This window comes from Psychrobacter sp. M4, from assembly GCF_055699795.1.
Map to the genome: position 1 here is coordinate 3,374,852 of NZ_CM146740.1, position 13,110 is coordinate 3,387,961.

General features: G+C 42.2%; 12 protein-coding genes. 8 read left to right on the forward strand and 4 right to left on the reverse strand.

Features of this window, described 5'->3' with window-relative positions; all coding sequences use genetic code 11:
- Nucleotides 1–17 precede the first annotated feature (17 nt).
- The 4 genes from ACR63N_RS14175 to gluQRS all read left to right on the forward strand — a co-directional run bounded on the left by ACR63N_RS14175 (nt 18) and on the right by gluQRS (nt 3,681).
- Complete coding sequence (locus tag ACR63N_RS14175; protein WP_367105452.1) at nt 18–836, forward strand: metal ABC transporter permease; 819 nt, start codon at nt 18–20, stop codon at nt 834–836.
- Nucleotides 837–1,071: 235 nt separating this feature from the next.
- A complete protein-coding gene (locus ACR63N_RS14180; protein WP_367109270.1) occupies nt 1,072–1,908 on the forward strand; it encodes a metallophosphoesterase in 837 nt (278 codons plus the stop codon).
- 271 nt (nt 1,909–2,179) lie between these two features.
- On the forward strand, nt 2,180–2,638 hold the full coding sequence (gene dksA, locus ACR63N_RS14185) for an RNA polymerase-binding protein DksA (protein ID WP_367105450.1): 459 nt from the start codon (nt 2,180–2,182) through the stop codon (nt 2,636–2,638).
- A 59-nt stretch (nt 2,639–2,697) separates the two neighbouring features.
- The gene (gene gluQRS / locus ACR63N_RS14190; RefSeq protein ID WP_472782757.1) at nt 2,698–3,681 is read left to right on the forward strand and encodes a tRNA glutamyl-Q(34) synthetase GluQRS; all 984 of its coding nucleotides are present in this window, start codon (nt 2,698–2,700) and stop codon (nt 3,679–3,681) included.
- A gap of 31 nt (nt 3,682–3,712) precedes the next feature.
- On the opposite strand, the gene ftsW is transcribed toward gluQRS, so the two are convergent.
- Together ftsW and murD are read right to left on the reverse strand one after the other, a co-directional pair.
- Nucleotides 3,713–4,912 (reverse strand): putative lipid II flippase FtsW, encoded by a 1,200-nt coding sequence (ftsW, locus tag ACR63N_RS14195; protein WP_367105449.1) that lies wholly within the window; start codon nt 4,910–4,912, stop codon nt 3,713–3,715.
- A gap of 253 nt (nt 4,913–5,165) precedes the next feature.
- Nucleotides 5,166–6,602, reverse strand: a complete 1,437-nt coding sequence (murD, locus tag ACR63N_RS14200) for a UDP-N-acetylmuramoyl-L-alanine--D-glutamate ligase (protein ID WP_472782207.1) — start codon at nt 6,600–6,602, stop codon at nt 5,166–5,168.
- Nucleotides 6,603–7,283: 681 nt separating this feature from the next.
- Here murD and ACR63N_RS14205 point away from each other — a divergent pair.
- The 4 genes from ACR63N_RS14205 to ACR63N_RS14220 all read left to right on the forward strand — a co-directional run bounded on the left by ACR63N_RS14205 (nt 7,284) and on the right by ACR63N_RS14220 (nt 12,013).
- Nucleotides 7,284–8,783 carry a SulP family inorganic anion transporter gene (locus ACR63N_RS14205; protein ID WP_472782208.1) on the forward strand — a complete coding sequence of 500 codons (1,500 nt, stop codon included), beginning with the start codon at nt 7,284–7,286 and terminating at the stop codon, nt 8,781–8,783.
- A 105-nt stretch (nt 8,784–8,888) separates the two neighbouring features.
- A complete protein-coding gene (locus ACR63N_RS14210; RefSeq protein ID WP_367105446.1) occupies nt 8,889–9,743 on the forward strand; it encodes a universal stress protein in 855 nt (284 codons plus the stop codon).
- Between the two features lie 512 nt (nt 9,744–10,255).
- Complete coding sequence (locus ACR63N_RS14215; RefSeq protein ID WP_201573059.1) at nt 10,256–10,594, forward strand: P-II family nitrogen regulator; 339 nt, start codon at nt 10,256–10,258, stop codon at nt 10,592–10,594.
- 156 nt (nt 10,595–10,750) lie between these two features.
- Nucleotides 10,751–12,013, forward strand: a complete 1,263-nt coding sequence (locus ACR63N_RS14220) for an ammonium transporter (protein ID WP_367107313.1) — start codon at nt 10,751–10,753, stop codon at nt 12,011–12,013.
- A gap of 133 nt (nt 12,014–12,146) precedes the next feature.
- Here ACR63N_RS14220 and ACR63N_RS14225 read toward each other — a convergent pair whose 3' ends face one another.
- Nucleotides 12,147–12,530, reverse strand: a complete 384-nt coding sequence (locus ACR63N_RS14225) for a DUF2147 domain-containing protein (protein WP_367105444.1) — start codon at nt 12,528–12,530, stop codon at nt 12,147–12,149.
- Nucleotides 12,531–12,758: 228 nt separating this feature from the next.
- Entirely contained in the window at nt 12,759–13,022 is a 264-nt protein-coding gene (locus ACR63N_RS14230; RefSeq protein ID WP_367105443.1) for a hypothetical protein, read from the reverse strand.
- Nucleotides 13,023–13,110 lie beyond the last annotated feature (88 nt).

The following is a 13,110-nucleotide window of genomic DNA, read 5'->3' on the forward strand; positions in this document are numbered from 1 at the left end:
TTCAACGGACATCAGTTATGACTGCTTGGTTAGCCATTATTGCACCGGCGTGGATCGCTGGTAGTATCTTAGCCCTACTCTCAGCGCCGCTTGGCTGCTTGGTACTATGGCGACGTATGGCGTTTTTCGCTGACGCTCTAGCGCACGGCACTTTACTTGGTGTGGCTCTTGCAGTGTGGTGGCAGCTACCTATGGGAATAGGTATTGGTCTGGTGAGTGTTATGGTGGTTGCAGGTCTAGTATTGATCGATGATGAACGTCTGCCTATTGATGCTGTATTAGCAGTGGTTGCCGTCTCACTACTATGTTTAGGACTACTAACCCTAACTCAGCTGACCGATCAGCAAGCGAACGTATTGGGGTTTTTATTTGGTAATTTGCTTGAGCTTGATTGGACTGATTTGCCGCTGCTAGCTGGCAGTGTATTGTTAGGTTTAGGGTTTTTGCATCATATTTGGCCGGCGCAAATTAAACTTGCTACCCATGAAGCTTTGGCACGTATCCAGGGTATTAACCCCACTAAGCAGCGACTGTTCTTCATGGGAGTGCTGGCAGGATTCTGTGCAATCGCCTTACAAGCGGTAGGTAGCTTATTAATTAGTGGTCTGCTCGTATTGCCGGCTCTTACCGCCCGCTTGTGGTCGAGCGCTCCTAAGCAAATGGTCATCTCTGCCTTAATTATTGCGCAGTTGGGCGTGACTTTAGGAGTTTGGGGCAGTATTTTGTTCGATATTCAAACCGGTCTTGCCATTGTCTTGATACTAGCTATTTTATTTTTTCTAGCTTTGATAATGTCTAAACTAATAGCGTCTAAAGCTTTAACATCAAAGCTTTAGACGTCAAATGGACAAGATTTAGAGATGAGAAGTTAGTTTTTGAAAACAGTATGATTGCTACTAAACGTTGATTATAAAATGTCTATCTTAAAATCCCTTCGATTAAAAATGAACTTTATTTCACATTTATAGCTAGAGGTTTGCTAGGATGTATGCTATAAACTTGCTCTAACAACCGCTATAGTAGTAGCTAACTTAATATTTATTGATTTTAATTTAGTAAGAGACTAACCCTATGCCGAGCTACCCTGCTTGTAAAATAAGCAACTCAGATAATCAAATAAACATATTACAGATTACAGATATGCATCTGTCTGCAGCTGCCATTATGGCTGATAAAGAGCTGGGGTCTAAGTTTTGTTGTGAACATAAATTTGAAGCGGTTTTAGCGCAAGCGCTTAATGAAGATATTCGCTGCGATTTAATTTTGGTCACTGGCGACTTGGTAAGTAAAGTACAGCCTGCTATTTATGATTATATCTTTAGGGTATTAGCAGCTACCAATATTCCCTTTGCCTGTATTGCTGGCAATCATGATGTTACAGAAGAGCTAAATTCCGAATTGCCCTTTTCTCAGCGGCAATTTATTGCCTGTCCTGCTGATTCGCGTCTGCTTAATCGCCATGTCATTCATACTGACTATTGGCAAATACTATTATTAAATTCTGCTGTACCAGGCAAAATAGCAGGCGAGATTAATAGCTCTGATTTGGATTGGTTGTGCGAGCAGCTAACTCATTGTGACAAGCCTGCGCTCATTGCGCTACACCATCATGTACTGCTTATGCACTCAAATTGGATAGATGCATACATTGCCAAAAATGCAGAAATGTTTTGGCAACGTATGCAGCCCTTTTCACATCTGCGCGTCGTTATCAACGGTCATACGCATCAAGAGCAAACCGCTAGCTATAAAGGTGTCACCGTCTACACTACGCCTTCTACCTGCTATCAGTATAAACCTTGTGCGGATGATTTTGCTTATGATAAAAAGGCAAAACCGGGCTATCGCTGGTTGCAATTAGCCAACAATGGGCAAGTTGCAAGCTGGATAAAAAGATTAGATACTTGACGGTTATTTTATTGACTGTGGGTACCGTGCTTTAGCCATACCTATACAAACGGTATCAGTATGGCAGTTTAAATACGGTTACTAAAGACATTGTAATTGAAATACCAATACACAACCTCAATATAAGCATACCATCAACTAGCTGTGTTATTTGCGTTACTATATGGTAAAACGTTCTATAATAAGATAAGTAAAGTCTGTTGTCCTGTATTTAAGCCTTATCTTTTAAAACGTCGTTTTGTTGAATTAATTTAAAGAGTAGGATATCCATATGAGCAATCTGACTACCAATCCAAACGATACTAACAATCCAAACGATACTAAGTTTACCCCCTATGTGCCTGCCAAAGACGAAGAGTACATGTCTGATACCCAGTTGGAGCACTTTAGAAGCATTTTGTTGGACTGGAAAGAACAGCTGATTGGTGAAGCTGATCGTACCAAAACCTATATTCAAGATGAGTCAAGCGCTATGCCAGATATTAATGATCGCGCCACTCAAGAAGAAGAGTTTGCCTTGGCACTGCGTACCCGTGACCGTGAGCGCAAACTTATTCGTAAGATCGACAAGTCTATAGCAGAGATAGAGAGTGAAGACTATGGTTTTTGTGAGACTTGCGGGGTTGAGATTGGTTTGCGCCGCCTAGAGGCTCGTCCAACTGCTACGCAGTGTATCGATTGTAAGACCTTGTCTGAGATAAAAGAGCGCCAAAACCAAGGTCATACTTAAAAGCCTATCTTAATCTTGAGTCATTTATTTTGACATTCAGCGACTACAGTCCTAATGTATTGGCACAGACGTCACCACTGTCGTCTATAACTCCTACTGGACGTTTTGCTCCTTCTCCTACTGGCGAGCTGCACTTAGGCTCGCTAACCACCGCCCTGGCAAGCTATTGTCATATCAAATCGCTAGGTGGCGACTGGCTATTACGTATTGAAGATACTGATACTGAACGCTGCGATCAGCAATTTAGTGAGCAGATATTAATAGATTTAGAAGCGTTAGGTTTGCACTGGGATAGTGATGTGCTCTACCAATCCGAGCGTATCGATATTTACAATGATTATCTCTCATCAGCACTAGCGCCTTTAACGTATGGCTGTCAGTGCTCACGTAAAAGCCTACAGCACTATTGGTCACAACAAGCGAGCGGACGACAAAAGCTTATAAAAGATGACCATTTATTATCTGATACAACCTCTCACCGTCAGCTACCGATCAATAAACAGCGTTATCCGCGCTGCTGTATAGACGCCAACCTTGATAAAGAAAAACACAAGCTACGCTTGCAGTTGCCTGATTATTACCTCGGTTTTATGGATGGTCTGCAAGGATTGCAATGGAGCAATCCACAGCGAACTTTGGGCGATATGGTCGTACGCCGTCAAGATGGCATGATTAATTATATTTTGGCGGCCAGTATTGACGATGGTTTACAGCAAGTTACCCACATTATGCGCGGTTTGGATATCTTGCCAATGACTGCAGCTCAGATCAGTATTATGTCCATGACACGCTTGCCCGCTGTTGACTACTGGTATCACCTGCCTCTAATATGTCATCCCGATGGTCAAAAACTCTCCAAACAGAACCTTGCTCAGCCTATTGATACTCGTAAGCCGGGCCAACTACTAGCCACAGCTTTACAGCTATTGAAGCAGCCAGTAGTCGAGATAGACACACCTACGCGTATGCTCAAGCAAGCGATTAGCCAGTGGGATAACACCGTGCTACAACACGTACAGCATCTACCTGTGCCTAATACCTAATAAGTAATGTGCTTGGCTTAAAAGTATTGGTTTAAAAGTAACGTCCTTGGCTTTTTTCTATATTAGGGCTTTCTTTGTGAATCTTTAGCAGCAGCGCTACCATAACGAGGCTAATAAGCATCGATGAGCCGCCATAACTAAAAAACGGCATGGTCAAACCTTTAGTTGGCATCGCTCCCATATTCATCGCAGCATTAATAATAGTTTGCCCAATAAAAATCACGCCAATACCGAATGCAGTATAACTCATCCGCATTTGACGGCGTTTTAAAGCATTGTAGCTAATACGCATTGCACTACCGATAATTAGGGCTTCTAGTAGTAAGACCATCGTAACGCCTACAAAGCCCAGCTCCTCCCCAGTAATAGCTAATAAAAAGTCGGTATGAGCTTCTGGTAAATGCGAGAGCTTTTGCACACTTTCACCATAACCTACTCCGGTAAACTCACCTCGACCAAAGGCGATTAAGCTACGTGCCAGCTGATAATCCGTATCTTGAATATCATCAAAGGGGTCTAAAAAAGACAAAGCTCGCGTTAATCGGTACTGTACCATGGTGACAGCCAGCACGCCGAGCACACCAACGACTGCTCCTAAGGCTATAAACTGCTTGTAAGGGGCACCAGCGATATAAAACATCGCAAACACCGTTCCAACGATAACGACTAACGAGCCAAAATCTGGCTGCAATAATAACAAGAAAGTAAGCAGGCCAATAACCAAAGAGATACGTAAAAAACCGTCCCAGCCGTTACGAACCTCAAAAGAGCGCCGCACCACAAAATCAGCCACAAAAACAATCACCACCAGCTTGGCCAATTCTGCCACCTGAAAGTTGATGACACCTAAATTAAGCCAACGCTTGGAGCCATTGATCGGCGTGCCAAACAGTGTTGCTATTAACAAAGCTCCGGTGATACCCAATAAAATAAATTGAGTCTCGGTCTGGTACAACGTTCTGAGGGGCACAAAATAATAAGGAATAGCAGCAACGATCAGACCGATACCCATGTATAGCAGCTGATGTTCAAAAAAATACAGCTCTGACATACCGCGGCTGAGCGCAAAGGGAATGGAGGCAGAGGCGACCATGAGTAGACTCAGCACCATCATACAACCGACACTAGATAATAAAATAGCGCTAGCTGAGGGCAAAGAGAGCACACCATCTGAGCTTGCTGGCTGAGACTTTTGAGAAGAACGAGCACGAGAGAGAAAAGAGAGAGCCATAATATTTAAATACACTAGCAAACGAAAAACACGACATTTATCAAATGCCACCGTTTAAAACCAATTAAAGAGATGCGATCAAAGTAGAACACTATTGCCTGACCCTAATTATTGCCTAACACTATAATTCAAGCCATGTAACCGTTTAGCAGTTTTATTAAGAAATTGTTGATATTCATTATTGATATCATATAGAGCACGACAGTAACAGTAATTAGTAAGCAAAACAATTATTTGTCATATGAAATGTTTACTAAACTGCGCTATCAGAAGTATAACTGTCCGTCATTAATTGCATAACCATCTGACTAAAAACCTCACCACGCTCTGCATAACCATTGAACTGATCAAAGCTTGCACACGCCGGTGACAACAGTACCGCTTGTACTTGTGATAAGCTGCTTGCTGTCACCTGCTGAATAGTTACAAACGCCCTATCTAGCGTTTGACACTGATGTAGCACAACCTCATTACTGAGCGTGTCTGCACGTAAATGCTGTTCAATCTGCTGACTATCCTCACCAATAAGCAGGACTTGACTGACGTACTTATTAATAAAAGGCGTCAACTCCCCAAATTGCTGTCCTTTACCTTGACCGCCTAGAATCAATAATAGCTTGCCATCTTTTGGAGCATATACCGCTCCTAGACCTTCAATAGCAGCCAAGGTTGAGCCGACGTTAGTACCCTTAGAGTCGTTAAAATAGTCAATGCCTGCCACTGTAGCTACGTACTGGCAACGATGATCAAGCCCTGAAAAACACTGTAATGTGGCTAGCATACTATCAAGTGGTAGACCAGCAAGCTCGCCTAATGCTAGAGCTGCTAAGGCATTAAGTAGGTTGTGACGGCCTTTTATAATAAGTTTATCTGCCGCTAATAAGCGCTCGGTACCTCGCGCCAGATAAATCTGACCATCAGGATCAGTAATTAATCCATACTGACCTTTATCAGGAGCACGAATACCAATGCTCAAACGCGGTAAGTTATCTGCCACCAGCGGGCGTGTCAGCGCGTCTTCTCGGTTGATAACCACTGATTTTGCGCCTTGAAAAATACGATGTTTGGCCTGATGATAACCGAGCATGTCGCCATGACGATCCAAATGGTCAGGAGACATGTTAAGTACGGTGGCTACTTGCGCCCCTAAATTAGTCACCGTTTCTAATTGAAAACTAGATAACTCAAGAACGGCTAAGGCCATGTTTTTGTTGGATAATAGATTGAGAGCTGGCACGCCGATATTACCGCCCACCCCGACATTAATACCAGCATCAGCTGCCATTTTGCCAACCAGAGTAGTTACTGTACTTTTGGCGTTGGAACCAGTAATAGCGACAATAGGCACCTTACAAGCATCACAAAACAGCTGAATATCGCTTACGATCGGGATATTGGCTTGTTTTGCAGCAGCGATGCCCTCAGTTTCAAGGGAGATACCGGGACTAATAATAATACGCGCAGCTTTCTGCAATAGATCTGCATCGATTGCTCCAAACCTGCAAATCTCAACAGTTGGGGGCAGCTTATCTACTAGCGTTGGTGCCAACTGCGCATCTGTTATTGCCACATGATAACCTTGCTCGGTCAAATACTGTGCCGCTGATAACCCTGATTGTCCTAATCCGACCACCACTTGTAAGCCACCACCTTTATGAATTAAGTTGTCTTTTGTAGCAAGGGTCGTCATAACTTGTCCTCTCTTAGAGCTATTTAGAGCAGTTTACCTTTAACAGCAAACATTATTAGCGTCTGCCAATTTAGTAAAGCTGGATTTGGATGGGGCACCACTGCAACTTTCAGTAGCTACATACATAACTTTAGCTCTGATAGTTAGTAACGATAGAATAATAAAAAGCACGACTATCTAAATATATTGAGGATATCGTTTATGTTTGCACAAGGCTTTTTTGTTACTTTGTGCTATTATGCGCATATTTTACATTAAGTTGCTACGCTGGTAACAAACGGTTGCTTCAAAAGCTTAGTGTCCCCTATGATGGATTTTATCTTACTACTATCAACCAGTTACAGCAATAAATCATACGGTCACGGTGTTGCGGCGTAGACAGTCATACAAACGCTCTGTTCATTTTACCTGACAATCTATTTATTGTAATACTTTATCATGTCCATTAACGCATTATCTTAAGTTTTTCATCATATTTTACTTTTAGTCATACTATAAATGGCTAGGTAACCCTGTTCTTTATTGACCTCTAACGAGAATGCAAGGACAAAACCACCTAGCAGCTTTATTTTGTCAGGCGGGGCGTTGGCTTTTCTAACAGCGGCTGTTAGCTAATAATAAATGCTGTTGTTGGCTAATAATCCTTTTTTGCTTTTAACCTTATGCAGTTACAGTTTATTTATGACATCTTTTTTCGATAGTTTACGTGATGAGTGGTTTTCTAATATACGCGGCGATACGTTGTCAGGGATAGTGGTTGCCTTAGCGCTGATCCCAGAAGCCATTGCTTTTTCTATTATCGCAGGCGTTGATCCAAAAGTTGGGCTATATGCCTCGTTTTGTATCGCGGTGGTGATTAGCTTCGTTGGTGGTCGTCCCGGCATGATTTCAGCAGCAACGGGGGCAATGGCACTAGTGATGGTGGATTTGGTCGCCGACCATGGTTTGCAGTACTTATTGGCTGCAACCCTATTATGCGGTGCTATTCAGATCGTAATGGGTATCTTAAAGCTGGGTAACCTCATGCGCTTTGTTTCGCGCTCGGTGGTCATAGGCTTTGTCAATGCGCTCGCCATCTTGATCTTTGCCGCCCAGCTGCCTGAGCTTAATCCGGCAAATGATAAAGTCGGTCTGACCGTTTATATTATGACTGCAGCGGGCCTGGCAATCATCTACTTGTTTCCGCTACTGCCAAAGATTGGCCGCATTATCCCTTCGCCACTGGTCTGTATCGTTGGGCTTACGGCTATGGCGTTGTATATGAATTTGGATATTCGTAACGTCGGTAGTATGGGCGATTTACCTGACTCACTCCCCGTGTTTTTGTTGCCAAACATTCCTCTTAATCTGGAAACCTTGCTAATTATTGCTCCTTATTCTATCGCTCTAGCAATCGTTGGTCTGCTTGAATCCATGATGACAGCGACTATTGTGGATGAACTTACCGATACCCCTAGTAACAAAAACCGTGAATGCCGTGGTCAAGGCATTGCTAACGTGGTGTCGGGATTCTTTGGAGGCATGGCAGGCTGTGCGATGATCGGCCAATCCATGATTAACGTAAAATCTGGTGGTCGTACCCGTTTATCAACACTAATGGCCGGAGTTATTTTACTTATTATGGTAGTCTTTTTAAGCGACTGGGTCAGCCAAATACCGATGGCAGCTTTGGTTGCGGTCATGATTATGGTCTCTATCGGTACCTTTAACTGGCAGTCTATTCGCGAGTTTAAAACCCATCCTCGATCTTTTAACATCGTAATGCTAGCGACTGTATTGACGACTATTTTCACTCATAATTTAGCGTATGGTGTCGGTGTTGGTGTGCTGCTATCTGCATTAGCTTTTGCTAATAAGATTGGTCAGTTCTTAACCATAATGAGCGAATATGATGACAGTAGTAATACTCGTTATTACTATGTGCAAGGACAGGTGTTTTTTGCCTCTACTACACAGTTTATCGATAGCTTTGATACCAAAGAGGCGCTTGATAACGTTGAGATTGATGTAACTCAAGCGCACTTTTGGGATGTCAGCGCAGTTGATACCTTGGACAAATTGGTTATACGCTTGCAACGCGAAGGTATTAATGTCAAAGTAGTTGGTTTAAATAATGCCAGTCGTACTTTGATTGATCGCTTCTCTGTTCATGATCGTCGTGACATTGGTTTGCTTGATTAGCTTGTGACCTCAGTTGGCCCAATTAGATCGGCCTGTAGTGACGTGTTTATATACGGACCGTTTTGTTTGACTGTAACTTTATTATTAAGATGATATGGTTGTCTTATGAGTAATTTAAAACCAGATAGTGTGATTGCCTGTTTAGATTGTCCAGACCATGTACAAGCGGTACTAGACGCTAGTATGTGGGCGTCAACGCGTTTGCAAGCACCTATCGGTCTGCTGCACGCCGTGCCAAGCGTCCATCAAAAAGCGGCTTTGAACTACTCTGGCTGTATCAACATCGATGATGAAAGCACCTTACTAAATCAGTTTACTAGTCATGAGCATTTAGGTAACTCGGAGCTTAAGTCTCAAGGCAAATTACTACTGCATCAAGCAGGTTCTTACTGTGAACAGCAGCGACATAAGCGTAAAACTTATACTTTACATCGGCATGAGAATCTAAATGAAAGTATTGATTATGTTGATGAGAAGTCGCAATTGATTGTTATAGGCCATGAAGTTAGTTGTAAATCCACTTTAAGTCAGCTAATACGGGTGAGCCACTGCCCTGTTTTGGTGACTCATGCACCATTTTCGTACCCTACTAGCGCTTTATTTGCTTTTGATAATCGGGCTACCTCTCATAAAATGCTCGATTGGTTATGTAAAACACCGCTAGTTCGTGCGCTAACCATCCATATCGTCATGGTAGGTAAAGACAACTCCAATAATTGTGATGCACTGCGTGAAGCTTACGCGCGCCTAAAACAGGCAGGTATTAATTGCAAAAAGGCCTTGCTGGATTGCCGTGATGTTAGTGCAGCCTTGCATTATTATCAAAATGAACACAACCTTGGCTTGCTGATGTCAGGTGCCTTTGGTCAATCGCGCTTGCGTGAGCTTCTAAGAGGTAGCGATACTGAAAAGTTACTGCGCAGTACTAAAACCCCTTATCTACTTTTTCCAAAAACTTAAAGCTAAGTTCTTTTGTAAAATAACGCGCCTTGTATAAGCATTGTTCCTTAAACCTTCGAACAATCGCTTAAAACTTTGTACTACCAATCTCTAAGCAAAGTATCAAAATAAATATTTTGCTTATCCTACCGCTATTTGCTACTCCTCACTGTTTGTAATGTTTTCGCAACTCAGCGCTGTATAGCCTGCCCGCAAAGTACAAAAGTTAGTTATAATAAAGCCTTTGTTGCAAACAACATTACAAAAATCCATAGACAGCTCTGCTGTATTTATTCCCCATCTATTTGGTATTAATTCAGAATAACGCGTTTATCAAGACAGGTTATTACGCCAATTACTCTGACAATATGAGGTTCATTTTACTCATAGTAGTCGCTGTTTTGAAACCAAACACACCTCCCCCTTGTGTGTGCTTGGCATAATTCTTGAATGACTACCTTAAGCATGGCGACGGTACAATGTATTGAAAGATACGCAATGGCTGGCGTCATTATTTATACAAGGAAATTTTTATGAAGTTAATCACTGCGATTTTGAAACCATTTAAGCTTGACGATGTGCGCGAAGCATTGTCGGATATTGGGGTTAAGGGCGTTACGGTCACTGAGGTTAAGGGGTTTGGGCGCCAAAAAGGGCATACCGAGCTATATCGCGGTGCTGAGTACGTGGTGGACTTTTTACCCAAGGTAAAGGTTGAGGTAGCCGTTATTGATGAGATGGTCGAACCAGCTATCGAAGCTATCACCCGTATCGCTAGCACTGGCAAAATCGGTGATGGCAAAATATTTGTGACACCGCTTGAGCAAGTTATCCGTATTCGTACTGGTGAGACGGGACCTGATGCTATTTAGGCTCTGTCTTAATCATTATATCAAACCAATAAACTATAACTGCACACTAATGGTGCAAATGTGAGTCAACCAATGATCTAAACGTATAACGACATTCACAGTGTAAGTGTAATAGCAAACCAAACTACTGCATTATCAATTCAAGGGGGAATTAAGATGCAAAGTCAGATTTTTGAGCTGCAATATGCACTCGACACTTTTTATTTTTTAGTATGTGGGGCGCTGGTCATGTGGATGGCCGCCGGTTTTATGATGTTAGAAGCCGGATTGGTTAGATCAAAGAATACGGTTGAGATATTAACTAAGAATATCTCTTTGTTTGCAACCGCATGTATCATGTATATGTTATGTGGCTACGCCATTATGTATGGCGGTGAGCTATTCCTAAACGATATTGCCGGTAATGATGCTTTGGTAAATGATGCTTTAATCACCTCTGCCAGCAATGGTTTTAATGGAGATGCGGTTTACTCAGGAGCGTCTGACTTTTTCTTTCAAGTAGTCTTTGTAGCTACCTGTATGTCGATTGTCTCAGGCGCTGTGGCTGAACGTATGAAATTATGGGCGTTTTTACTATTTGCTGTGGTTATGACGGGGCTTATTTATCCTATTGAGGGCAGTTGGACGTGGGGCGGCAAAGATGTACTTTGGCTGTATAACTTAGGTGATTTAGGATTCTCTGACTTTGCAGGCTCTGGCATTGTACATATGGCAGGCGCGGCAGCGGCACTGTCTGGAGTGTTGTTTTTAGGCGCACGTACTGGTAAGTATGGCGCTCATGGCGAGATAAGAGCTATTCCTGGTGCCAATCTACCACTAGCAGCGCTCGGTACACTTATTTTATGGATGGGCTGGTTTGGCTTTAATGGCGGGTCGGTACTCAAGTTAGGCGATATTGCTAGTGCTAACTCAGTTGCCATCGTGTTTTTAAATACCAATGCAGCAGCAGCAGGTGGTGCGATTGGGGCTTTACTGCTTGCTCGTCTGATCTTTGGAAAAGCTGATTTGACGATGCTGTTAAACGGAGCACTAGCAGGTTTAGTAGCGATTACAGCTGAGCCTCTAACCCCAACAGCTGTACAAGCTACTATCTTTGGTTTGATAGCAGGAATGGTTGTTGTACTATCAATTTTGGCTTTAGATAGATTAAAAATTGATGATCCAGTCGGAGCAATCTCCGTGCATGGCGTGGTAGGACTCTTTGGTCTGTTAGTCGTCCCTATTACCAATCCTGCCTCTAGCTTTGTCGGTCAAATTGCTGGTGCCGCGACTATATTTATTTGGGTGTTTGTTACCAGCTCCATCGTTTGGGCTAGCATCAAAGCTATTATGGGTCTGCGTATCTCAGCAGAGGAGGAGTACGAAGGCGCTGATCTCTCTGAGTGCGGTATGGAAGCTTATCCTGAATTTACCCCGTAGTTAATTTGATAGACTCGTCTGCGATTTTCCAACTAACTTCTTAAAAAAACCCCGCCTCACTAATTTGTGAGGCGGGGTTTTTATTGCCAATACTACTGACTCAAGTGATCAAAGAGAAACATTATTAACAAGTCTATTTTTTCTTCCAAGTCTGGCTACGAGAAAAAGGACCTAAATACCCTTTTATATCAAGAGTATCACCACTTAGGTTGGCAGTCATACGATAAGACTTGTTCTTTTCTGGATCAGTGATCTGACCGCCACTATATTTGCCATTGCCATCGGCTTTTAAACCTGAGATGACCGTCATACCAACGTGCTTTTTACCTTTCTCTGAGACCGTACTGATAAGCTTACCAGTAAATACCCCATTTGATTCAGTAATCTTGACCACCCCTTTAGGCTGACCTTCATCAAAGGTTTGCCAAGTGGTATTAGCCAAAGGATCAGCAGCAAATGCCATACTTGCCAAACTGATACCAGCAACAGCTAATGTAGTTTTCGTAAATAATTTCATAAATCGACTCCTTTCGTACCATGATTATTTAAAATATAAAGTTAAAACGCATAGTCAAAGTTTTATGTCTTGTGCCTGTTGATTAGTGATTGATTACTATACTAATTGTAATATTAGTAGATAAACAAGAAAACTAATATTTATACTCATTATAAACAAAATTGAAAATTTGCCTAGTATTTTTTCTATAGACTATTGTTTCTATAAAGTTAAGACTATAGCAAATAGTCATAGGAACGGATTATCTATACTATCATCTGATCGGTCACTTTTTTCTTTTGACGACAGTGTTTTTTTATTGTTTTCATCAACATTTTCAAAAGCTTGCATTATTTTTGTGGTAAGCTCATGCAGTTTCTGTGCTTGTTGATACCCCAAATCATTGAAATATAAATCAAGATCACCGTAGATAATTATCTTATCTTCCTGGTTCTCGATAATCAACTCCCCCACTTGCATGCTTTGATGATTGTTGGCAAAAGGTTCAATCATTGTACGCTCCTGTCTCTAAGTAGCTCTTTTCATTATCTATATCCCAATTATAGCTCTTAATTATTCTTCTCGTCTCTATTCATGCAGT

Coding starts and splice junctions, on each gene's coding strand:
- ACR63N_RS14205 (WP_472782208.1), top strand. CDS start 7,284: ATGACATCTTTTTTCGATAGTTTACGTGATGAGTGGTTTTCTAATATA.
- murD (WP_472782207.1), bottom strand. CDS start 6,602: ATGACGACCCTTGCTACAAAAGACAACTTAATTCATAAAGGTGGTGGC.
- ACR63N_RS14215 (WP_201573059.1), top strand. CDS start 10,256: ATGAAGTTAATCACTGCGATTTTGAAACCATTTAAGCTTGACGATGTG.
- ACR63N_RS14220 (WP_367107313.1), top strand. CDS start 10,751: ATGCAAAGTCAGATTTTTGAGCTGCAATATGCACTCGACACTTTTTAT.
- ftsW (WP_367105449.1), bottom strand. CDS start 4,912: ATGGCTCTCTCTTTTCTCTCTCGTGCTCGTTCTTCTCAAAAGTCTCAG.
- dksA (WP_367105450.1), top strand. CDS start 2,180: ATGAGCAATCTGACTACCAATCCAAACGATACTAACAATCCAAACGAT.
- ACR63N_RS14180 (WP_367109270.1), top strand. CDS start 1,072: ATGCCGAGCTACCCTGCTTGTAAAATAAGCAACTCAGATAATCAAATA.
- ACR63N_RS14225 (WP_367105444.1), bottom strand. CDS start 12,530: ATGAAATTATTTACGAAAACTACATTAGCTGTTGCTGGTATCAGTTTG.
- ACR63N_RS14175 (WP_367105452.1), top strand. CDS start 18: ATGACTGCTTGGTTAGCCATTATTGCACCGGCGTGGATCGCTGGTAGT.
- ACR63N_RS14210 (WP_367105446.1), top strand. CDS start 8,889: ATGAGTAATTTAAAACCAGATAGTGTGATTGCCTGTTTAGATTGTCCA.
- ACR63N_RS14230 (WP_367105443.1), bottom strand. CDS start 13,022: ATGATTGAACCTTTTGCCAACAATCATCAAAGCATGCAAGTGGGGGAG.